The 21,449-nt window shown below is 68.6% G+C and carries 21 protein-coding genes; 6 read left to right on the forward strand and 15 right to left on the reverse strand.

What is annotated here, in order from left to right; all coding sequences use genetic code 11:
• Nucleotides 1-7: 7 nt before the first annotated feature.
• From AC1RQG_RS02830 to AC1RQG_RS02850, 5 genes are all read right to left on the reverse strand, one after another.
• Nucleotides 8-796 (reverse strand): substrate-binding periplasmic protein, encoded by a 789-nt coding sequence (locus tag AC1RQG_RS02830; RefSeq protein WP_493128068.1) that lies wholly within the window; start codon nucleotides 794-796, stop codon nucleotides 8-10.
• A 113-nt stretch (nucleotides 797-909) separates the two neighbouring features.
• Nucleotides 910-1,869: an alpha/beta fold hydrolase gene (locus AC1RQG_RS02835; protein ID WP_493128070.1), complete on the reverse strand. Its 960-nt coding sequence runs from the start codon at nucleotides 1,867-1,869 to the stop codon at nucleotides 910-912.
• A gap of 1 nt (nucleotide 1,870) precedes the next feature.
• The gene (locus tag AC1RQG_RS02840) at nucleotides 1,871-2,599 is read right to left on the reverse strand and encodes a TetR/AcrR family transcriptional regulator (protein WP_493128072.1); all 729 of its coding nucleotides are present in this window, start codon (nucleotides 2,597-2,599) and stop codon (nucleotides 1,871-1,873) included.
• Nucleotides 2,600-2,706: 107 nt separating this feature from the next.
• On the reverse strand, nucleotides 2,707-4,662 hold the full coding sequence (locus AC1RQG_RS02845) for a putative bifunctional diguanylate cyclase/phosphodiesterase (RefSeq protein ID WP_493128074.1): 1,956 nt from the start codon (nucleotides 4,660-4,662) through the stop codon (nucleotides 2,707-2,709).
• 161 nt (nucleotides 4,663-4,823) lie between these two features.
• Nucleotides 4,824-5,474, reverse strand: coding sequence for a GIN domain-containing protein (locus AC1RQG_RS02850; RefSeq protein WP_493128076.1), 651 nt, complete (start codon nucleotides 5,472-5,474; stop codon nucleotides 4,824-4,826).
• A gap of 278 nt (nucleotides 5,475-5,752) precedes the next feature.
• On the opposite strand from AC1RQG_RS02850, the gene AC1RQG_RS02855 reads away from it, so the two are divergent.
• The 3 genes from AC1RQG_RS02855 to AC1RQG_RS02865 are packed head-to-tail and all read left to right on the forward strand — an operon-like array spanning nucleotide 5,753 to nucleotide 8,657.
• Nucleotides 5,753-6,454, forward strand: a complete 702-nt coding sequence (locus AC1RQG_RS02855; RefSeq protein ID WP_493128078.1) for a methyltransferase — start codon at nucleotides 5,753-5,755, stop codon at nucleotides 6,452-6,454.
• Nucleotides 6,451-7,689 (forward strand): hypothetical protein, encoded by a 1,239-nt coding sequence (locus AC1RQG_RS02860; RefSeq protein ID WP_493128080.1) that lies wholly within the window; start codon nucleotides 6,451-6,453, stop codon nucleotides 7,687-7,689. Before AC1RQG_RS02855 ends, AC1RQG_RS02860 begins: the two co-directional genes overlap by 4 nt.
• Complete coding sequence (locus AC1RQG_RS02865; protein ID WP_493128082.1) at nucleotides 7,686-8,657, forward strand: arginase family protein; 972 nt, start codon at nucleotides 7,686-7,688, stop codon at nucleotides 8,655-8,657. The genes AC1RQG_RS02860 and AC1RQG_RS02865 overlap by 4 nt, the downstream gene beginning before the upstream one ends.
• Before the next feature lie 9 nt (nucleotides 8,658-8,666).
• Here the strand turns inward: AC1RQG_RS02865 and AC1RQG_RS02870 are convergent, their stop codons facing one another.
• The 4 genes from AC1RQG_RS02870 to AC1RQG_RS02885 form a co-directional block, all read right to left on the reverse strand.
• Complete coding sequence (locus tag AC1RQG_RS02870; RefSeq protein ID WP_493128084.1) at nucleotides 8,667-9,437, reverse strand: ParA family protein; 771 nt, start codon at nucleotides 9,435-9,437, stop codon at nucleotides 8,667-8,669.
• Nucleotides 9,438-9,555: 118 nt separating this feature from the next.
• Entirely contained in the window at nucleotides 9,556-10,776 is a 1,221-nt protein-coding gene (locus AC1RQG_RS02875) for a TIGR04552 family protein (protein ID WP_493128086.1), read from the reverse strand.
• Between the two features lie 356 nt (nucleotides 10,777-11,132).
• Nucleotides 11,133-12,290, reverse strand: coding sequence for an iron-containing alcohol dehydrogenase (locus AC1RQG_RS02880; protein ID WP_493128088.1), 1,158 nt, complete (start codon nucleotides 12,288-12,290; stop codon nucleotides 11,133-11,135).
• A 176-nt stretch (nucleotides 12,291-12,466) separates the two neighbouring features.
• Nucleotides 12,467-12,907 carry a nuclear transport factor 2 family protein gene (locus tag AC1RQG_RS02885; RefSeq protein ID WP_493128090.1) on the reverse strand — a complete coding sequence of 147 codons (441 nt, stop codon included), beginning with the start codon at nucleotides 12,905-12,907 and terminating at the stop codon, nucleotides 12,467-12,469.
• A gap of 205 nt (nucleotides 12,908-13,112) precedes the next feature.
• Here AC1RQG_RS02885 and AC1RQG_RS02890 point away from each other — a divergent pair, with 205 nt between their 5' ends.
• A complete protein-coding gene (locus AC1RQG_RS02890) occupies nucleotides 13,113-13,958 on the forward strand; it encodes a GNAT family N-acetyltransferase (RefSeq protein ID WP_493128092.1) in 846 nt (281 codons plus the stop codon).
• Nucleotides 13,959-14,037: 79 nt separating this feature from the next.
• Nucleotides 14,038-14,574, forward strand: a complete 537-nt coding sequence (locus AC1RQG_RS02895) for a DUF2058 domain-containing protein (RefSeq protein WP_493128094.1) — start codon at nucleotides 14,038-14,040, stop codon at nucleotides 14,572-14,574.
• Nucleotides 14,575-14,655: 81 nt separating this feature from the next.
• Here AC1RQG_RS02895 and AC1RQG_RS02900 read toward each other — a convergent pair whose 3' ends face one another.
• The 6 genes from AC1RQG_RS02900 to AC1RQG_RS02925 form a co-directional block, all read right to left on the reverse strand.
• Nucleotides 14,656-15,036 (reverse strand): GFA family protein, encoded by a 381-nt coding sequence (locus AC1RQG_RS02900; protein WP_493128096.1) that lies wholly within the window; start codon nucleotides 15,034-15,036, stop codon nucleotides 14,656-14,658.
• Nucleotides 15,037-15,113: 77 nt separating this feature from the next.
• Nucleotides 15,114-16,844, reverse strand: coding sequence for a bifunctional protein-serine/threonine kinase/phosphatase (locus tag AC1RQG_RS02905; RefSeq protein WP_493128098.1), 1,731 nt, complete (start codon nucleotides 16,842-16,844; stop codon nucleotides 15,114-15,116).
• A 54-nt stretch (nucleotides 16,845-16,898) separates the two neighbouring features.
• Nucleotides 16,899-17,720: a formate/nitrite transporter family protein gene (locus tag AC1RQG_RS02910; RefSeq protein WP_493128100.1), complete on the reverse strand. Its 822-nt coding sequence runs from the start codon at nucleotides 17,718-17,720 to the stop codon at nucleotides 16,899-16,901.
• A gap of 227 nt (nucleotides 17,721-17,947) precedes the next feature.
• The gene (locus tag AC1RQG_RS02915) at nucleotides 17,948-18,346 is read right to left on the reverse strand and encodes a cupin domain-containing protein (RefSeq protein ID WP_493128102.1); all 399 of its coding nucleotides are present in this window, start codon (nucleotides 18,344-18,346) and stop codon (nucleotides 17,948-17,950) included.
• A gap of 21 nt (nucleotides 18,347-18,367) precedes the next feature.
• Nucleotides 18,368-18,844 (reverse strand): carboxymuconolactone decarboxylase family protein, encoded by a 477-nt coding sequence (locus AC1RQG_RS02920; protein ID WP_493128104.1) that lies wholly within the window; start codon nucleotides 18,842-18,844, stop codon nucleotides 18,368-18,370.
• 35 nt (nucleotides 18,845-18,879) lie between these two features.
• Nucleotides 18,880-19,632: an SDR family oxidoreductase gene (locus tag AC1RQG_RS02925; protein WP_493128106.1), complete on the reverse strand. Its 753-nt coding sequence runs from the start codon at nucleotides 19,630-19,632 to the stop codon at nucleotides 18,880-18,882.
• Nucleotides 19,633-19,778: 146 nt separating this feature from the next.
• Between AC1RQG_RS02925 and AC1RQG_RS02930 the strand changes: the two genes are divergently transcribed.
• The gene (locus tag AC1RQG_RS02930) at nucleotides 19,779-21,368 is read left to right on the forward strand and encodes a winged helix-turn-helix domain-containing tetratricopeptide repeat protein (RefSeq protein ID WP_493128108.1); all 1,590 of its coding nucleotides are present in this window, start codon (nucleotides 19,779-19,781) and stop codon (nucleotides 21,366-21,368) included.
• The last annotated feature ends 81 nt before the right edge of the window (nucleotides 21,369-21,449 follow it).

Consider the following 21,449-nt stretch of genomic DNA (forward strand, 5'->3'; position numbering starts at 1 on the left):
GGGCGGGTTAATTTTCGAGGTAGTGCGACAGCAGTTTATCGAGTTCCCGGGTCTTGTCTAGCCGGGCCAGCCCGCTGTTTATGGTTTGCAACAGCTGGGCCGCCCCGGCGCCGCTGGCGGCCACCCCGAAATACAGGGCGCGCAGCGGTGAACCGGGCAGCGGCTGGCTCACCAGCGTGCCGTCCACCAGCATGCCGCGCAGCGTGGGGTTGATCAGGTACTGGCCGGCCATGGTCTCGCGGCTGTCGATGAACAGGTCGCAGCGGCCCAGGTGCAGCTTGCCGATCAGCTGCTCGTAGCCGATGGTGGCGCCGCGGTCGACGTCGGCCGTGGCGATGCCGTAGGCCTCGAAGCGGTAGCCGCCCAGGCCGCACAGGTGGTAGCGCTGCACGTCGGCCAGCTGTTGCAGGTGGATGCCCTGCGGGCGCGCGCGGCGCGAGTAGAAGTACACATTGTGCACGGTGAAGTAGGGATCGCTCAGCAGCAGCTTGCCGGCGGCGGCGTCGGCCTGGCCGATGTTGAGCGCCAGCGCGATGCGGTGGTCGGCCACCAGCGCCAGGCAGCGCGCCCACGGCAGCAGCTGCACCTGGACCTGCCAGCCGCGGCGGGCCCCGATCAGGTTGAGCAGGTCCACGCTGGCGCCCACCACGTGGCCGCTGCGCTGGCCGTGCACGCGTTCGGCGTACACGAACGGCGGCATCTCGGCCTGGTCGGCGCACGCCTCGATCGTCGCCGCGCCCGCCGGGGCCGTGGCCAGGCTGAGCAGCAGGAGCAGGAGGGCGTGGACGCGGTTCATGGTGTGGGCGGGGCGGCGGCGGAGACTGATCCCCATTCTAACAAATGCGAAAGTCGCGGCGGCCATCGTTGTTGCGCCAATGCAAATGCGACGCCGCCCGCCGCGCCGTCCCGTCAGGCCGGGCTGCGCTCGGGCGCGCGCAGGTCGGCGAACTCGCGCCGGAACGCCAGGTAGTCGCGCGCGCTCTGGCGCGGCGCCTCCAGCATCGGCAGGTGGCCGATGCCGGGCATGACGATGGTGCGGCTGCGGCGGCACAGGGCGCCCAGCGCGGCGGCGCCCGATGGGTGCAGGATGCGGTCCTGCTGGCCCCACACGATCAGCGCGGGCGGCGCCAGTTCGCGGTATTGCTGCTCCAGCAGCGGCGCCGTGGTCAGCTGGTGCAGGATGCGGCTGTGCAGCGCATGGTCGGCCACGCCGCGCCGGCCCAGCGCCACGCGCACGCAATACGGCAGGAACGGCGCGCGCTCGGTGGTGCTGGCGATCAGCCGGCGCACGTCGCCCACCCGGCGCAGCAGCAGCGGCATGTCGCCCGTGTCGCGGTAGCGCTCCAGCACGGCCGTGCTCTGGGCGGCCGCCGTGCCGGCCGCGTCCAGCAGCCACAGGCTGGCCACCCGCTCCGGGTAGGTGGCCGCGAACTGGGCCGCGATGAAGCCGCCCATGGAGTTGCCGCCCAGGTGCACGGGGCCGGGCGCCACCTGGTCGAGGAAGGCGCGCAGCCGCTCCACCTGTTCCGCGATCGTGTAGCTGGCCGCCGCGTTGCGCGTGGCCTCGCCAAAGCCGGGCAGGTCGGGGATCACGACCCGGTAGTGGGGCGTGAGGAAGCGCGCGATGCGGATGAAGTTGTCCTTGTCGCCGCTGAAGCCATGCACCAGCACCAGCGGCGCGCCATGGCCGCCGTCCAGGTAGGGCATGACGAAGCCGGGCACGGCGACCCGGGCCAGCCGCAGGCCGGCCCGCCAGCGCTCGAGACCCATGCCCAGCCTGGCCGTCGGCAACGGCGCCAGACGGTTGGCCAGCAGCACCGCGACGACCAGCGCCGCCAGCGTCCACAAGACGGTATGGATGAATTCCATGTCAGGCGCTCCGGCGGCGGGTCTTGGACGGCGCGGGCGCCGCCGGGGGGGCCGATGGCGCCGATGGCGCGGCCGGCCCCTGCCAGACGGCCGCCGTGGCCAGGCCCAGGGCCAGCAGGTTGCGCACCAGCGCGGCGCGGGCCGGCTTGAAGTCGGCCAGCGCCCAGTTCTTGGCCGTCTGGTAGATGGCGCCCAGCAGCGCGCCCGACAGCAGGCGCGGCGACAGGCCGTTGGCCGGCTTGGCCGGCAGGTCGGCGCAGATCACTTGCTCGATCAGGTCGGTGGCCAGATCGAGCCGGTGGCGGTAGGTGGCGTTGGCCGCCTCGCTGGCCCCTTCGATCTCCATCAGCACCAGCCGCGCGCGCGCCTTGTCGGCCGCCACGGCCGCCAGGTAGGCCTCCAGCGCGGCCCGCATGCGGTCGTGCGGATTGGGGGCGGCGCGCGCCACCCCGGCCGTCACCCTGGCCAGTATCGTGTCGGCCGCCTGGTTGTAGGCGGCGCACAACAGTTCGTCGAAATTGCCGAACGATTCGTAGAAATAGCGCTCCGTCAGACCGGCCTCCGCGCACAGCATCTTGAGCGTCGTGTGGTGGTAGCCGTGCGTGCCGAAGCAGTGGATGGCCGCCGCCAGCAGGCGCTGGCGGCGCTCGCGCACCCGCTGTTCATTGCTGGCGCCGCGGTACACCCGCTCGCCCCTGGCCGCTTCCCTCGTCGTCTTGCTGTCGCCCATGTCATCGCGCCTTGATCGGTTTGACATCGTTCAATGTCAATTAATTCCGGCTATATTGACATTGAATAATGTCAATTGTAAAGCGACTTGAGCGACATCGCGTGCTGTCAGATGGCGGCGGCGGGCGCGGTCCCGGTCCCGGTCCCGGCCCCGGCGTCGGCGCCGGTGTGCTCCAGCCGCGCCAGCAGCGCGTCCACCGGCGCCGCCCGGCCGTACAGGAAGCCCTGCATGCTGTGGCAGTGGTGGCCGATCAGGAAGTCGGCCTGGGCCTGGGTCTCCACGCCCTCGGCCACCACCCGCAGCTTCAGGTGGCGCGCCATGTCGAGGATGGTTTGCACCAGCGCGCCGCTGCCGGCGTCGTGCGGCGCGTCCGTCACGAAGCTGCGGTCGATCTTCAGCTCGTACAGCGGCATGCGGCGCAGGTAGGCCAGGCTCGAGTAGCCGGTGCCGAAGTCGTCGATCGAGAAGCGCAGCCCGAGCGCGGCCAGCGCGTGCATGCGCTCGATGGTGGCGTCCATCTTCTCGACCAGCAGGCCCTCGGTCACCTCCAGCACCAGCATGCCGGCCGGGGCGCCGGTGGCGGCCAGCGTGGCGCGCACCTGCTCGACGAAGCCGGCCTGGCGGAACTGGCTGGGGCTGACGTTGACGGACAGGGTCAGCGCGTGGCCGGCCCGCGCCAGCCGCAGCGCGGCCTGGCAGGTCTGCTCCAGCGCCCACTGGCCCAGCTGCAGGATCAGGCCCGACTCCTCGGCCACCGGGATGAACACGGACGGCGGCACGGCGCCGCCGCCGGGCAGCGGCCAGCGCATCAGCATCTCCGCGCCCACCGTGCGGCCGTGGCGGTCCACCTGCGGCTGGGCGTGCATCTCGAGCCGGCCGGCCGCCAGCGCGGCGGCCAGGTCGCGCTCCATGTCGAGCCGCCGCTCGACGTCGGTCTGCATGGCCGCCTCGTAGAAGGCGACGCCATTGCGCCCGTCAGCCTTGGCGCGGTACATGGCCGTGTCGGCCTCGCGCAGCAAGTCCAGCGCGTTCTGGCCGCTCTGCGGCAGCAAGGTGACGCCGACGCTGGCCGAACAGCCGTAGCGCTGGCCGTCGATGTCGAACGGGGTGGCGATGGCGTGGCGGATCTTGTCGGCCACCGTGCGCGCGGCCAGCGTGGCCGCCTCCAGCGCCGGCGCCAGGTGCGGCAGCACGACGACGAACTCGTCGCCGCCGATGCGGGCCACGGTGTCGGCCTTGCGCAGCAGCGGCGGCAGGCGTTCGGCCACGGCCCGCAGCAGCGCGTCGCCGGTGCCGTGGCCGCGCGCGTCGTTGATGAACTTGAAGCGGTCGAGGTCGATGAACAGCACCGCGCTGTACTGGTGGTCGCGCGCGCTGGCGGCCAGCAGGTTGTCGATGCGGTCGATCAGCAGGCGCCGGTTGGGCAAGCCGGTGAGCACGTCGTAGAACGCCAGCCGGTGGATGTCGTCGTTGACGGCCACCAGGTGGTTGCGGCTTTGTTCGAGCGAGGCGGCGCTGCTGGCCAGCTCGTCCAGCGACTGGGCCAGGTGACGCAGCAGCACCGCGCACGACAGCGTGAGGATGGCGGCGATGAACAGGAAGTTGAGCGCGATGATGAACGAGCGCAGCATGCCGTAGGCGGGCAGGCCCATCACCTGCAGGCCGGCGTCGGCCCGGTAGCCGAGCGCCAGCACGGTGGCCGTGGTCAGCGCCAGCATGCACAGCGCGGGCCGGAAGCCCAGCAGCAGCGCGGCCAGCACGGGAATGGCCAGCAGGTAGATCTGGCTGATGGGGCCGACCTTGAGCAGCAAGCCCACGCCGACCACATAGATCACGCCCAGGAAATGCCAGACGCGGGTGGCGTAGGCCAGCCGCCGCAACCGCCAGATGGCGCCTATCCACGCCATGGCCAGCAGGTCGATGACGGCGATCAGCCAGATGCCCTCGCGCGCGGCCAGCAGCGCGCTGGGGATGGCCGTGGCCACGCCCAGCACGAACACGACCAGCAGCAGACGCGCGAAGATTTGCGCGCGCCAGTGCGCGAGGGCGGTGGGCACTGCCACGGTATCGGCCTCCTCGATGTGCGTACGGAAACTTCACTTTCGCAACCGATAGTACCGGCAATCGCCGGGGATGTCACTATGACAATTGTCCCGGTTGAGCGCGTTTGCTTGACCGCGCGTATGGTCGCCGCCCGCGCCCGCTGGTCGCCCGCGCGCGGCCGTCAGTCGCCGGCGCTGACGCTGCCGATGCCCTGCACCGATTTGTTGATCACGCGCGGATGGCCGTAGTAGGACAGCGAGCCCATGCCGCGCGCGATGGCGTTCAGCGTGTCGCGCGCGTACACGCTGACGGCGCCCACCCCCTCGAAATTGACGTCCACGCGCTCGGCCCGCAGGGCGTGGGTGTCGACCTCGCCCACGCCCTTGGCGGCCAGGCGCAGCAGCTTGACCTTGCCGTTGGCTACCAGATGGCCGGCGCCCAGGTAGCTGACGTCGAGCCGCTCGCCGTCCACGTGGTTCAGGATGGTCTCGCCGGCGCCCTCGACCTTCACCCGGCTCAGCGAGGGCAGGTTGATGGCCACGTGCGGCGTGCCGTTGCCGGCCGGGGTGGCGTGCCGCTCGGGCAGCGTGATGGTCAGCTCGTTCTGCACCACCTCCGTGCGCAGCTGCGACACGACCTGCTCGGCGCCGCTGACGGTCACCGCCTGCGGCTGGCCCACGTTCACCGTGATGCTGACCGGCCCCTTGCAGTTGATGGCGATGAACGGCGCCAGCTGGCGCACGCTGTCGGCGGCGCCGGCCGGCGCGGACAGCAGCGACAGCGGCGCCAGCACGGCGGCAAGCAGGGGCACGGACAGGGTCGGACGGCACATGGAACGCTCCTTGTTGGGTGAAAATACAACGTTATGATTATGGCACCCGCCCATTGTACGGCGCGCCCGTGACGGCCGGTTGCCCGTGTGACGAACCGCCGTTTGGGCGGCATGAACGGTCGTCACTTGCAAAGAGTATGTTGCTGTTTCGATACGTTTCCATGTTATTTTAAAACTAATCTGCATTTCGGCGCCGGCCCCGCCTTGGCTATACTCGACGAGGCCGGGCCGGCGCCGCTCCCTTCAGTTTCACTAGTGACTCACTGCGAAGGAATGACATGGAACACGTACATGCTGCAGGCTTGTCCCAGATCGACCGTTGGCAAAAGAACCGCCAGAAGGCGTTCAAGGCCATCCCGCCCGAGGGGCGCATGATCAAGTACCTGGGCAAACAGTTCATGGTCTACCCCGGCACGTTCTGGCCGTTCACGGACAGCCAGCCGCTGGTGCGCCAGCTGCAGGTGGACCCCGGCGACGCCGTGCTCGACGTGGGCACCGGCTCGGGCGTGATCGCCGTGCACGCGTGCTACGCCGGCGCGGGCCGGGTGCTGGCGCTGGACGTGAACCCGTCGGCCCTGCGCAGCGCCGCCTACAACGCGGCCCTGCACGGCTTCGAGGACGTGATGGAGGTGCGCGCATCGAACCTGTTCCAGAGCGTGGGCGACGAGCAGTTCGACGTGATCACGGCCAACCTGCCGTTCCGCGACAAGCCGGCGCCCGACGTGGTGGCGCGCTCGCAGTGGGACACCAATTTCGAGACCAACACCGGCTTCTTCGAGCAGGTCGGGCGCTACCTGAAGCCGGGCGGGCGCATCTACTTCGCCCAGGCCAGCTTCGGCGCCATCGAACAGACCCGCAAACTGGCCGAGGCCAACGGCTACACCGTGCGCGAACTCGACAGCGCGGCCGCCGACAAGGCCGAGGTCAAGAAATTCTTCGTGTACCTGATCGAGCGCGCCGCGCCGGTCCGGCCCGCATGAACCGGCTGATCGACGCCGTCAATGCGATCCGCGCCGTGGCGCCGTCCGAACTGGGCGGCGCCGTGCGCCAGGTGGCCGTGATACTGACCAGTCCACGGTCCGGCTCCAGCCTGCTCACCAGCGTGCTGGCGCGCCACCCGGGCATCGCCACCCTCGATGGCGAAATCGAACCCTACCTGGCCCTGACCGGCAACGGCTTCGGCTATTCGAGCAACAGCGACGCCATCGGCCCGCTGGCCAACCGGGCCGCGCTGGCCGACTGCGTGCTCGACGACCTGACCGTGGCCGACGACGGCCCGCCCGACCTCGAATCGATCAAGCGGCGCTGGCGCAACCGGCTGCTGCTGCAGTTTCCGGCCGTGTTCGCCGAGCCGTCCGAACAGCGGCGGCTGGCCCAGTCGCTGGACGAGGCCATGACGGCCGGCGCGGCGCGGCGCTGCGCCGGCGAGCGGGCCTGGCAGGAATACGTGCTGGGCAAGGTGTTCCGCCACGACGGCTGGCGCATGTCCTATTACGACGGCATGGCGCGCGCCGGCACGGCCGGCGGCTTCGACGTGCCGCTCAAGCTCGAGGAGCCGCCGTTCGTCATGCCGCGCCACCACCGGCGCCGCTTCGACGCCACCGACGCGGCGAACAAGGTGCTGCTGTTCAAGACCCCACCCGACGTCTACCGGCTCGGCCTGTATGAGCAATTGTTCCCCAACGCCGAGATCAAATACATTCACCTCACGCGCGGCTACGCCCAGGCCGTCAACGGCCTGATCGACGGCTGGTGCTCGCCGGTCGGCTTCTTCTCGCACGACCTGCGCTGGGCCGGGGTGGACCTGCGCATCGGCGGCTACACCGACGTGCAGCCGTTCGGGCGGCGCTGGTGGAAGTTCGACCTGCCGCCCAACTGGCGCCAGTTCACGGCCGCGCCGCTCGAGCAGGTGTGCCTGAACCAGTGGCTGTCGCCGCACCGCGCCGTGCTGGCCGCGCAGGTGCCGGCGCTGCGGCTGAAGTTCGAGGACTTCCTGGCCGACCCGGTGGCCGCCATGGGCCGCGTCACCAGCTATCTGGGCTTGCCGATGATGGCCATGCAGGCGCAGCTGCCGGTGACCATGGCCACCGAGCAGCCGGCCCGCCAGCGCTGGCGCAAGCGCGAGCAAGCGTTGCTGGCGCTGGGCCGCCAGCCCGAGGTGGCGGCCATGATGGACACGCTGGCCTACAGCATGGACCCGGAGGGCTGGTCATGAAGCGCCGCCTGCTCGTGCCTTTCCTGATGGGCCAGCGGCGCGACGGCCTGGCCCGCGTGTGTGAACTCGACCGCCACGACTGGCAGGTGGTGCAGGTCGACGAATGCCGCGCCACCAGCATCGCCGACCGGGGCGAGCAGATGCGCAGCATGGGCAGGGTGTATGGCCGGCTGGCGGCGGCCGTGCGCGACATCGTGCGCGCCGGCGACGTGCCGGTCAGCATCTCGGGCGACTGCGTGTCGTCGCTGGGCATGCTGGGCGGGCTGCAGCAGGCGGGCCGCCCGCCCGAGCGCATCCTGTGGCTGGACGCGCACGGCGACTTCCACACCTGGAACACCAGCCAGACCCGCTACCTGGGCGGCATGCCGCTGGCCATGCTGGTGGGCCGGCCCGACCGCCGGCGCGACAACCGCGACGCCATCGGCGCGCTGCGCTCGGCCGTGGGCGTGACGCCGTTCCCCGAGCAGCGCATCGTGCTGTCGGACGCGCGCGACCTCGACCCCGGCGAGGCCGAGGCGGTGGCCGCCTCGGGCCTGGTCCACTGCGAGATCGGCGCCATCCTGCGCCACCTGACGCCATCCGAACGGCTGTACGTGCACTTCGACACCGACGTGATCGACGCCGAGGCGCAGATGCCGGCCCTGAAGTACCACGTCAAGGCCGGCCCCGGCCTGGCGGACATGGGCGCGCTGTTCCGCGCGCTGCGCGGCTACAACGTGGTGGCCGTGTCGGTGTCGGCCTGGCACGAGGAGAAGGATGTGGAGAACCGGGCCGCGCTGGCGTGCCTGGACCTGCTGCGCGAACTGGACCCGGCGCCGGACGACGTGGTGCCGGACAACGTGGCGCCGGACGACGTGGCGGCGCCCGGGGACGAGGCCGGGCCGCCGGTGATGCGGGCGCTGACGCCCGAGCAGCTCACGCTGCCGGCGTCGCCGCGCACGGCGTGGGAAGGCGTGTCGGCCGGCTGACGGCGCGCTTCACGCCGCCTGCAATTCCTCGTACAGGGCCAGGAATTCCTGGCTCAGCTTGTGGCGCGCGTCGAGGTGGATCATGGGCAGGTTGCGGTCGTGCGATTCGCGGATGCGGATCGAGCTCGACAGCTTGTTGTCGAGCACCGGCAAGCCTTCCTGCTTCAACTCGTCCACCAGCCGCTGCGGCAGCAGCGCGCGCGGCTGGAACTGGTTGACGACGATGCCTTCGATTTCCAGCGCCGGATTGTGGTCGGCCTTGATCTCGGCCACGTTGTTGACCAGCGTGTACAGCGCCTGGCGCGAGAAGTCGTCGCAGTCGAACGGGATCAGGCAGCTGTCGGCCGCGATCAGCGCCGACTGGGTGAAGAAGTTGTAGGCCGGCGGCGTGTCGACGAAGATCTCGTCGAAGTCCTTGCTCAGTTCATTGAGCGTGTCGCGCAGCTTGTAGATCTTGTGGCGCGATTCGAGCTTCGATTGCAGGTCGCCCAGTTCCGGGTGCGCCACCATCACCGACAGGTTCTCGAACGGCGTCTCGTGCACGTACTGGCTGGCCGCCTTGGCGAACATGGAAAAACTCAGCAGCTGCTCGAAGTAGGCGCCCATGGTCGGCGCCACCTCGCCGGCCGCCTGGCCCAGCAGGTAGCGGCTGGCGTTGCATTGTGGATCGATGTCGATCAGCAAGGTCCGCTTGCCCTGGTGCGCCGCGATGGCGGCCAGGTTCACCGCGATGGTCGATTTGCCGACGCCGCCCTTCTGATTGAAGATCACACGTTTCATTTGCTGTTCCATGGAGTGGATGAGGATGCAACGATTCTAGCATGGTGCGATGCAGCAACGAATGATGCGGCGATCACGTTTGTGTCAATTTGATCACACCGGCGCTGCGCGCCGCGCGTCAATGTGTCAGGGCGGAGATCGGGGCGGCGGGCATGGCGGGGGCGGCGTCCGCGTCGGGGGTGGCGGCCAGCGGCGGCTGGCAGGCGGCGATCCAGTCGTGCAGGGCCCGTCCCAGCACGCGCAGGCGGGCCGTCTCCACCTGGCGCCGCTTGTACGCCGCGTGGCTGGCCGGGCCGCTCAGGCTGCGTTCGTGGCTGGCCTTGTCCATCAGCTGGATCTCATATTCGAAGAAGAACCCTACATCGTAATCGCCGCTGTCGGCGCCGGGGTCCGGCTGCAGATGGATCATCTTGCGCACCGTGACCTGGATGCTGTTGAAGCCGGCCCCGCTGTGCGGGTTGTCGCTGCGCGTCTGCGGCTTGGCCAGTTGTTCCATCTCCGCGTCCATGCGCTGCAGCAGCTCGACCGGGTAGCCGTCGCTGTGCTCGAGCACGGCCCGGTATTTGCTGAACACTTGCTTGGCGGCGTCCATGTCGAGCAGCGTGTTGCGGGTGCGCTGGGCGTCCACGTTGGTGACCGACAGCAGGTGGGCCCGTTGCAGCGTGCGCAGCGCCAGCAGACATTCGAAGCGGGTGTTGAAGATCAGCCGCACGCCGAGGTGGTCGTAGATGTCGGCCGCCAGGTAGCCGGCTTTTTGCAACAGCTTGAGCAGGATGCTGTGGCGGCCCTTGTTGTTCTTGCGCTCGTAGTGCAGCAGCGGCAGGCAGGTGTCGCCGTCGGTGAGGAAATGGTGGTCGTCGTCGTCGCGGTGGATCACCTCATCCAGGCTGGCGAACACCTGCTCGCGGATGGTGGCGAAGTGGCGCAGCTTGAGGTTGTTCTCGAGGTAGAAGATGCCGTGCATGACTTTGAGCACGGCGCACGACCACATGCGCAGCAAGTCCGACTGCTGGCCGCGCATGGACGCGTACACCAGCAATTGCAGCGGATCGGCGGGCGTGGCCACGGCGGCCGGGATCAGCTGGGCCTGGCTCGGTTCGAGGAAGGTGTGGGCGATGAACTCGACCGCCTCGCGGTGCACGCGGGCGATGTGGGCGGGAGCGGCCGGCTGGTCGAGGTCGAAGCCGTATTCGCGCACGAACTGGCGCGCGTCGTGCAGGTTGCGCAAGGCCAGCGCGCCGAGGTCGATGGCCGACACCCCATTGGCGATCGCGTTCAGGTAGCTCCAGTTGAGCGAAAACTTGTGCTGGCTTTTGAGCGAGGCTCGTAGTTCTGTCATGGCACGCGGGCATGAAGCAGCAATCTGCCCCACCGCGCCGGTCACCGCGCGGTCACCGTGATGGGTGGGGGTATCGACTTGCATGCGGCATGCCGCACGCTCGTCCGTTTCAGTATTGCAGCCTGCCGTGCGGCAGTCAATCTATCTGCCGAACAACTTGTTTTGCTATGCACAAAACCCCGGGCGCGTTGAACGTGTTTGCCCACGCAAAAGCCACGTCATTCCCGCGCAAGCGGGAATCCATACTGAGCATCTGAATAGGCGGCTTATAGGGGGGGATTCAGGCAATGCCTGGATTCCCCCTGCGCGGGAAGTCGTTACTCCGGGGGAGCATCGACAGTATTTCAGGGTTCCCTTTACAGCGCGTGCTGCAGGATGGCGCGGCTCACTTCGAGGTTGATGTCGCGCCGCTCGCCCAGCTTGCTCATGCCGTGCGCGGCCAGTTGCGCCAGCACGGCCTCAACCGCCTCCTGGCCCAGGCCGTAGTCGGCCAGCCGGGTCGGGATGCCCACGCTTTCGAAGAAGGCGCGGGTGCGGGCGATGGCCGCGTCGATGCGCGCATCCTCGCCGCCGTCCGTGATGCCCCATACGCGCGCGCCGTACTGCAGCAGCTTGTCGCGCTTGCTGTCGCGCCGCACCTGCAGCAGGGCCGGCAACACGATGGCCAGCGTGCGCGCATGGTCGATGTTGTAGAGTGCGGTCAGCTCGTGGCCGATCATGTGGGTGGCCCAGTCCTGCGGGACGCCGGCGCCGATCAGACCGTTCAGGGCCAGCGAGGCGGCCCACATCAGGTTGCTGCGCGTGTCGTAGTCGTCGGGCGCGGCCAGCGCGCGCGGCGCGATCTCCACCAGCGTCTGCAGCAAGCCCTCGGCGAAGCGGTCCTGCGGCAGCGCCTGCGCCGGATAGGTCAGGTACTGCTCGGTGGTGTGGACGAAGGCGTCCACCAGGCCGTTGGCGACCTGCTGCAGGGGCAGGGTGTAGCTGCGGGTCGGGTCCAGGATGGAGAACTGGGGGAACAGGTGCTCGCTGCGGAACGGCTGCTTGGTGTGGGTGGCCTTGCGCGTGACGACGCCGCCGTTGTTCATTTCCGAGCCGGTGGCCGGCAGCGTCAGCACGGCGCCGAACGGCAGCGCGCGCTGGACCACGCTGCCACGGCTGCTGGCCACGTCCCACGCGTCGCCGTCGTACACGGCGGCGGCGGCCACGAACTTGGTGCCGTCGATGACGGAGCCGCCGCCCACGGCCAGCAGGTAGTCGAGTTTGTCGGCGCGCACCTGGTCCACGGCGCGCTGCAGCGTTTCATAGCTGGGATTGGGTTCGATGCCGCCGAACTCATGCACGACGCGCCCGGCCAGCGCCGCGCGCACATCGGCCAGCGTGCCGGTCTTCTCGGCGCTGGCGCCGCCGTACAGCAGCAGCACGCGGGCCGTTTCCGGCACCAGCCGCGACAGGGCGGCTGTGGTGCCGGCGCCGAAGACGATTTTGGTGGGATTGTAGTATTCGAAATTCAACATGGTGGGGTTCCTGAAGGCGTGTGTCGGTGCGCCATGCGCGGCCGGGAGCGGCGCGCGCGGCACGGGCAGTGTAGCAGGAGCGCGCCTTCAGCGTGCGTGGGGGGGGCGGCGCAACGGCCGGGGCCGGCGGGGCGGGGCGCCGGGCGTGCGCGTGCCGCCCGCGCCGGCGCCGGCCGTCAGTGGTGCAGCGGCATGCTGGCGGTGGTGCCCGCCAGTTCAGGGTGGAAGGCGCGGTCGCCGGGCGCCGTGTCGTGGTAGGCCCTGAAGCGGGACACCTTGCCGTCCCTCATCGTGAACACGTGGACCCACGGATTGTCGAAGCGGCGGCCGGTGGGCTTGGCGATCCAGGTGGCGTCGCCGATCACCACCACCGTGTCGCCCTCGGCGATGAACTGGCGCGGTTGGAAATAGACGGCCTGGACCGACGCGTCCAGCTTGGCGAAGAACTGGCCTATGCCCTGCTTGCCGTGGAAGCTGCCGGCATAGGGCGTGTATTCGGAATCGGGGCTGATCCATTCCGCCTCGTCGTGGTACAGGTCCATCAGCTTGCGGATGTCGCCGCTCTGGAACAGCTGGTAGCCCTGCATCACCAGTTGCTTGTTCTCTAGTGCATTCATGGCGTTTCTCCTGATCATCGTCCGCCCCGCGCCAGTCGCGGATGGTCGTGTCGGGAGCAGCCGATCAGATCAGCCTAGTGCGCGGCGGGCCAAAGTCAAGGCATCCGGCGCGCCGGGGAAAGTGGTGATGGCGTGCGGCAATGGCGCCATCGCGCGAATTGGCCTAGAGTGTGGCCATGAGCGACGCACGCCACGGGAGCGCAGGATGACGCCTGAACCGATGCTGATCCGCCCCATGCACGCGCAGGAACTGGACACCGTGCTGGACTGGGCGGCCGACGAGGGCTGGAATCCCGGCCTGAACGACGCCGCCTGCTTCCACGCGGCCGATCCGGGCGGCTTCCTGCTGGGCGTGGTGGACGGCGAACCCGTGGCCAGCATTTTCGCCATCCAATACGGCACCGGTTTCGGCTTCATCGGCGGCTACCTGGTGCGGCCCGCGTGGCGCGGGCGCGGCCACGGCATGGCCCTGTGGCGGGCCGGCATGGCGCGGCTGGCGGGGCGCAACGTGGGGCTGGACGGGGTGCTGGCCCAGCAGGGCAACTACGTCAAATCCGGCTTCCAGCTGGCCCACCGCAACATCCGCTACGAGGCCTGCGGCCGGCCCGCCGTCGACAACGAGGCGGTGCCGCTGGCCTCGCTGCCGCTCGACGCCGTGCACCAATTTGACCGCCGCTGCTTCCCCGATCAGCGCAGCCGTTTCCTGCAATGCTGGATCACGCAGCCCGATTGCATCGCCGTCGGCATCCCGGGCGAGCAGGGCGTGGCCGCCTATGCCGTGCTGCGGCCGTGCCGCAACGGCTACAAGATCGGGCCGCTGTTCGCCGACACGGCCGTGCAGGCCGAGACCCTGTTCCTCAACCTGCTGGGGCAGGTGACGCCGGGCGTGCCCGTCTACCTCGACGTGCCCGAGGCCAACCCGGCCGCCATGTCGCTGGCCGCGCGCCACCAGCTGCGGCCATGCTTCGAGACGGCGCGCATGTACACGCGGGGCGCGCCGGCGATGGACATGGCGCGCCAGTACGGCGTCACGACATTCGAGCTCGGTTAGCGCCGGTTTGCTATGCTATCGCCTTCGCGGCGGCCTGCGACACGTTGGGCCGCCTGTTCTCATTTTCGGAGTGGCACGCATGGTTTCTCTGCAAGAGCAGTTGTTAAAGGCCGGCCTGGTCGACAAGAACAAGGTCAAGAAAGTCAATCAGGACAAGAGCAAGCAAAAGAAGGAGGAGCGCCGCACGGGCACGCAGAGCGTGGACGAGGCGCGCCTGGCCGCGCTGGAAATCCAGCGCAAGAACGCCGAGCGCGCGCGCGAGCTGAACGCGCAGCGCGACGAGGCGGCCACGCAGAAGGCGATCCACGCGCAGATCGTGCAGATGGTGCAGAAGAACCGCCAGAACAAGGGCAAGGGCGACATCGCCTACAACTACACCCACGGCACGAAGATCGAGCGCATCCACGTCTCGGCCGAAGTGCGCGAGCACCTGGTGGCGGGGCGGCTGGTGATCGTCTGCCTGGAGGACGGGGTGGAACTGGTGCCGCGCGTGATCGCCGACAAGATCGCCGAGCGCGACGCGGCGCTGGTGGTGCGCGTCAACAAGAGCAGCACGGAGGTCGATGCCGACGATCCGTATGCTGCGTTCCAGATTCCCGACGATCTGATGTGGTGAGGCGCGCGGCGGCCCGCCCGGTGGATGGCGGCTGGCCGCAACCACCCGGTGGCCGCCGCCGGTGCCCGATGAACGTCCTGCTTAGCGCGTGGGCAACCAGGTCGGCTTGCTGTCCGTGTGCAGCTCACGCTCGACGGGGCCGTCGTATGGCGGCTCCAGCGTGCCCAGCGTGACCGCGATGCGATCCGGCGCCTGTGTGCTGCGCCAGAACAGCGTGGAGCCGCACACGCGGCAAAAGCCGCGCCGGCCATGGTCGGACGAGGCGTATTCCGTCACCAGGTCGGCGCCGCGTTCGAACGCGAAGCCGGCGCTGCCGACGTTGGCGTAGGAACCGGACGCGGCGCCATGCTGCTTCTGGCACATGATGCAGTAACAATGGCTGGCGTCGCGCACCGGCAAGGCGGCCCGGTAGGCGACGCCGCCGCACAGGCAGCTGCCGTGCAAGTAGTGTGGGTCGTTCAAGTGAGCGTCTCCCGTGGATGGCTTGATAGGACAGTCGGTGATGCGACCGATGTTATCAGAACCGCACAACGCGCGCCTCAGTGGCCCCTGAAGGCCAGGCTCAGCAGCAGCGCGAAGGCCAGCATGCACGACATCCCCTTCCAGAACGCCAGCGGATGGCGTTCGATCAGCGGCGGGCGCTTGCGGGCGAGGAAGGCCCGGTTCGGCTGTTGCAGGTCGTACAGGAATTCGGCCACATCGTCGTAGCGCCGCAGCGGATCCGGATGCACGGCCTTCCTGATCGCCTCGTCCACCCAGGGCGGCACGTCGCGGTTGCGGTCCGTTGCCGGATCGTAGCGCAGCTTGCGCTGGGCCGCGCGGGTGCGCGCTTTCGGCACGGCGACGCCGTACGGCAGGGTGCCCGTCAGCATCTGGTAGACCAGCACGCCCAGCGAATAAATGTCCGAACGCGTGCTGCCCGGCTCGCCGAGGAAATACTCGGGCGCCATGCATTGCAGCGCGCCGGGCGCGGGCGAACCCTCGTCGGGGCCGGCGTACTCGCTGATGCCGGCCACACTGGCGGCGCCGAGGTCGATGATGGTGACCATGCCGGCGCCATCGATCATGATGTTTTCCGGGCGCAGATCCTGGTGCACCATGTCCAGCCGGTGCAGGGCGCGCAAGCCTTTGGCCACCTGCTCGACGATGGCGCGCACCGCCGGCAACCCGGGGCGCGGCTGATCGTGCAGCCATTGCGCCAGGGTCTGGCCCTCGATGAATTCGGTCAGCAGATACACGAAGTTGCGCGGGCGCTCGTCCGGCACCGGCTTGAGCACGTGCGGGCTGTGGATGCGGCGCGCCACCCATTCCTCCATCAGGAAGCGTTCGACATAGGCCGGGTCGCCCTGCAGGTCGGCGGCGGGCGCCTTGATGACCAGCGGTCGCCCGCTGTCGCCATCGTGCGCCAGGTAGATGTGGCTGCGGCTGCTGCCGTGCAGTGTGCGCACGATCCGGTAGCCGTCGAACAGCTGTCCCGCTTCCAGCAGCGGCGGGAAGGGCAGGGCGGCGTGGCGCCGGACCAGCTCGTCCGCCTCGGGGCTGGGCAGCGCGTCGATCCGCACCAGCTGCACGGTCAGGTTGTCCGGACTGCCGCGCTGGTAGGCTTGCTCGACGATGGCCTGCGCGGCCAGGTCCAGCTGCTGCGGCGTGGCCGCGATGGCGGCGGCGATCGCGGCGCCGTCCGTGTACTCGTAGACGCCGTCCGTGGCCAGCACGAACAGGTCGCCCACCTCGATGGGGACGGTGCGGTAGTCGATGTCGAGCTGGCCGTCCACGCCCAGCGCGCGGCCCAGGTAACTCTGTCCGGGCGCGACCTGGACGCGGTGGTCGACCGTCAACTGCTCCAGCACGGCGCCGTGCAGGCGGTAGATGCGCGTGTCGCCGACATGGAACAGGTGGGCGGTGGCCGACTTGATGACCATCGTGCTCAGCGTGCAGACGTAGCCCTGGTCCTTGTCGTAGCGGCCGCGTCCCTGCTGGGTTTGCGCGTAGAGCCAGGCATTGGTGGCCGCCAGCACCCGTTCGGCCGAGGTCTTGACGCTCCATGCGTCGGAGGTGCAGTAGTAATCGTCGAGGAAGCCGGTCACGGCGAACTGGCTGGCGATCTGGCTGACGTCGCTGCCGCTGATGCCGTCGGCCAGTGCGATGGCGATGCCCTTGCCGGTCAGTTGCGCGCCGCGCGCCAGGTAGATGCCGTGGAAATCCTGGTTGACGTCCTTGCGCCCCTTGCTGGAGTGCTGGCCGGTGGAAATGGCGAGTTGATTGGACATGGATGGCGCAGCCGGCGGGCGGCCAGGCGGCCGGCCCGCGGCATCGGGGTCAGGTCAGGCCGCCTTCCTGAGGGCGCGCTTGGGCAGGGTCTTGACGTGGGTCGTGTACAGCGTGAGGCCGGTGAAGGCCAGGCCGCCCACCAGGTTGCCCAGCACGGTGGGAATCTCGTTCCAGATCAGATAGTCGAGGATGGAGAAGTGGCCGCCCATCAACATGGCCGACGGGAACAGGAACATATTGACCACCGAATGCTCGAACGCCATCGCGAAGAACAGCATGATCGGCATCCACATGGCGATCACCTTGCCGCTGACGGAGGTGGAGATCATGGCGCCGACCACGCCGGTCGACACCATCCAGTTGCACAGCATGCCGCGCACGAACAGCGTCAGCATGCCGTAGGCGCCGAACTTGGCGTAGCCGAGCGTGCGCGCCTCGCCGATGCCGGCGATGGTCATGCCGACCTTGCTCGGTTCGGTCTGGAAGCCGTTGGTGAACACGATGGCCATCAGTACGGCCACCGTCAGCGCGCCGAGGAAGTTGCCAACGAACACCACGCCCCAGTGTTTGAGCACGGCGCGCAGCGTGACGCCGGGGCGCTTGTCGAGCCAGGCCAGCGGGGTGAGCACCAGCACGCCGGTCAGCAGGTCGAAGCCCAGCAGGTACAACATGCAGAAGCCGACCGGGAACAGCAGCGCGCCCACCAGCGGGATGCCGGTCTGCACCGCGCAGTTGACGGCGAACACGGCCGACAACGCCAGGATGGCGCCGGCCATGTAGGCGCGGATCAGCGCATCGCGGGTGGCCATGTAGATCTTGGACTCGCCCGCGTCGACCATCTTGGTGACGAATTCTGAAGGTGCCAGGTATGCCATGTTGTTTTCCCTATCCTTGGTTTTTTGTGTGGTTGGTCGCGCATTTCGCGGGGCTGAAATGACTGTCATCCATCACTAAGCAAGAGTCGGGCCTTGTGGCGTGGCGGCCGAAACGGGGCACCGCGCCGGTGCGGCGAGGCAGGGTCCTGGCGCGGCAAGGTGCAGCGCGCACCATGGTGGATGCGGCTGCCTCGTTCTGGTGCGGCGCTTGGGCGCGCCGCGTCAGGTTACTTCGCCGGCAGCACGATGGGCGCGGCCTTGTCCTTCAGCAGGAAGACCAGGAATTTGGCCGGCTCCGTGCTGCTGGCATTGCGCGATACCGTGTGGATGTCGGCCGGGCCTTCGTAGAAGGTTTGGCCGGGTTTCAGCGTGACGGTCTGGCCGCCGCGCAGCCCCATCACGATCGACCCCTCCAGCACATACACAAAGGCATGCGCATTGTGCTTGTGGATCGGGCTTTCGCCGCCGGGCGCATAGTCGACGGTGATGACGGTCGCCTCCTTGCCGGGATAGTCGGCCAGTATTTTGTTCATCAGCGGCGTCACCTGCGCTTCCGGGGGCGCGGCTTGGGCGCTGGCCGTGCCGGCCGCCAGCAGCAGCACCAGCATGTATTTCAGCTTGTTCATGGCTTGCTCCTTGTCTGCCGGTTATAAGCCGGACTTGTCCACGCCGAACGCCTTGTCGAAGGCGCCCGGTTCGGGGCGGAAGGCGACGTTGACGCGGTTCCAGGCGTTGATCGACATGACCAGGAAGGTCAGGTCGGACAGGTCCTTTTCCGGCAGGTGCTCGCGCACGCGCTGGTAGATGTCGTCCGGCACGCCGAGCGGGGAAAGCTGGGTCAGGCACTCGGTCCAGGCCAGGGCAGCGCGCTCGCGCGGGCTGAACAGGTTGGACTCGCGCCAGGTGGCGATATGGTGCAGCCGCAGCGCGCGCTCGCCGTGCTGGGTGGCCTCCTTGACGTGCATGTCCACGCAGAAGGCGCAGCCGTTCATCTGCGAGGCCCGGACGTCGACCAGGTCGCGGATGGAGTCCTCGATGGAGGATTGTTTCAGGGCAAGGCTGAACTCGACGAACTTCTTGAACAGTTCCGGGGATTGCTTCATGTAATCGATACGTTGCGACATGGTGAGACCTCTTAGGTGTTGGGAAATGGGATGGCTTAGCGTGCCGGCTGGCGCAGCAGCCAGTTCTGGAACCGGGTTGGACCGATGTGGGCGTGCTCGCCGGTGACCAGCGAACGGTCGTCCAGTTCGGCGCCGAAGTAGCGCGCGTGGACGTCGGCGATCACTGTGCGCGGGTCGCCGCGCGCGGCGAGGAAGGTGCGCGCCAATTCGTCGAGCGGGAAACGGTCCGGTCCACCCAATTCGACCGCGTCCAGCAGCGGGGCGCCTACCGCAAGATCGGCCAGGACGGCCGCCACGTCGTCCGCCGCGACCGGCTGGAACAGGGCCGGCGACAGCCGGACCGTGTCGCCGTCCGTCCCGGCCTGGATGATGCCTTCGACAAATTCGAAGAACTGCGTGGCGAGCAGGATGGTGTAAGGAACGCGGGAGGCCTTGATCAGCGCTTCCTGGGCAGCCTTGGCCCGCATGTAGCCGCTGCCGGTAAGGCGGCCGGCCCCGACCACCGACAGGGCCAGGTGATGCCGCACGCCGGCCTCGGCTTCCGCCGCGAGCAGGTTGCGGCCCGATCGTTCGAAGAATTCCAGCACGGCCTGGTCCTCGAACGAGGGCGAATTGGCGACGTCGATCACCACCTCGGCGCCGGCCAGGGCGGCCGCCAGGCCTTCCCCGGTGAGCGTGTTGACGCCCGAGCGCGGCGATGCCGCCAGTGTCTCATGGCCGATCCGGCGCAGCCGGTTGACCACGTTGGAGCCGATCAGGCCCGTGCCGCCGATAACGACGATTTTCATGTTGACCTCCTGTAGGGGGGATGTCCGCGCCAAACGGCTGGCGGGGACTTGAGATGCCAGTATGCGGCGGCGCTGGCGGAAATACTTTGGCGGGCCCTTGCGTTACAATTGCCTTTAGCTTGGATATTCATCCAGAAGGAACCCCGATGTTGTTGGTGTTTGAAGATTGCGAGCTCGACCTGGACCGGCGTGAACTCAAGCGGGCCGAGATGCCAGTGGCGTTGCCGCCCAAAGTCTTCGACCTGCTCGCCTATCTGGCCAGTCAGCGCGAACGCGTGGTGAGCCGCGCGAACCTGATCGACAGCGTGTGGGACGGACGCATCGTTTCCGAATCGACGCTGGCCAGCCACATCAATGCGGTGCGCAAGGCCGTCGGCGACGACGGCCAGCAGCAGCGCGTGATCCGGACCATGGCGCGCAAGGGATTCCGTTTCACCGCCGCAGTGCGGTTGGCCGATGATGGGGCGGACGCCGGCCTGGCGCAGCGCGAAGGCGGGCCGGCGCAGCAAGCGGCGGCCCCGGCTCCGGCTCCGGCCTTGCCTGAGCGGCCGTCCATCGCGGTCCTGCCGTTCGTGAATCTGAGCGGCGATGCGGGGCAGGACTACCTGGCCGACGGGGTGGTGGAAGACATCATCGCCGCGCTGTCGCGCTACCGCTGGCTGTTCGTGGTGGCGCGCAATTCCAGCTTCACCTACAAGAACCGGAGCGTGGACGTGAAGCGCATCGGTAGCGAACTGGGGGTGCGCTATGTGCTGGCCGGCAGCTGGCGCAAGGCGGCAGGGCGGTTCCGTGTCACGGGGCAACTGATCGACGCCACCACCGGCGGCCATCAATGGGCGGGCCGTTTCGAAGGAGTGTTCGGCGACGTCTTCACGCTGCAGGACCAGATTACCGAGAGCGTGGTCGGGGCGATCGCGCCGCAGCTGGAACAGGCGGAGATAGAGCGTGCCCGGCTCAAGGCGACCGGCAACCTGGACGCCTACGATTATTACCTGCGGGGAATGGCCCAGCTGCACACCGGAACCCAGGAGAGCGCCGGGCTGGCGCTGCCGCTGTTCTACCAGGCGCTGGAGGCGGACCCGGAGTTCGCGTCGGCCTACGCCATGGCTGGCTGGTTGTACTGCTGGCGCAAGCTCAACCACTGGATGGATGATCCGGCGCAGGAGAGCGCGGAAGGCATACGGCTGGCGCGCCGCGCGGCGGAACTGGGCAAGCAGGACGCGGTGGCGCTGACCCGGAGCGGGCATGCGCTGGCCCATCTGGCCGGCGACTACCATGGCGGCATCGCCCTGCTGGACAAGGCCCTGCTGCTCAACCCCAATCTTGCGTCCGCGTGGTTCCTGGGCGCGTTCCTCCGGCTCTGGCACGGGGAAACGGTATCGTCCATCGAGTTCTTCGAGCACGCCATGCGCCTGAGCCCGCTGGATCCCGAGCTGTACCGGATGCAAGCCGGGATGGCGGCCGCGTCGCTGTTCCTGGGCCGCTACGAGGCGGCCGCGTCATGGGCCGAGCAGGCGTACCGCGAGCTGCCGAGTTTCCTGCTGGCGGCGGCGGTGCTGGCGGCCAGCCAGGCGCTGTCCGGGCGGCCGGCCGACGCGCGGCGGGTGATGGATCAGCTGCGCCAGCTGGCCCCAGATTTGCGCCTGGCTAACCTCACCGACTGGCTGCCTATCCACAAGCCTGAGAATCTTGCTACGCTGGCGGACGGCCTGCGCCGGGCCGGGTTGCCGGCGTGATGGCGGCACTGCGCTCCATGGCTGCCGCGGTCATTGCTGACCTGGCAAACTAAACCGCCGACCTGCGATGGTTGGCGTTTC

The sequence above is a fragment of the Rugamonas sp. GW822-FHT03B10 genome (assembly GCF_058801745.1).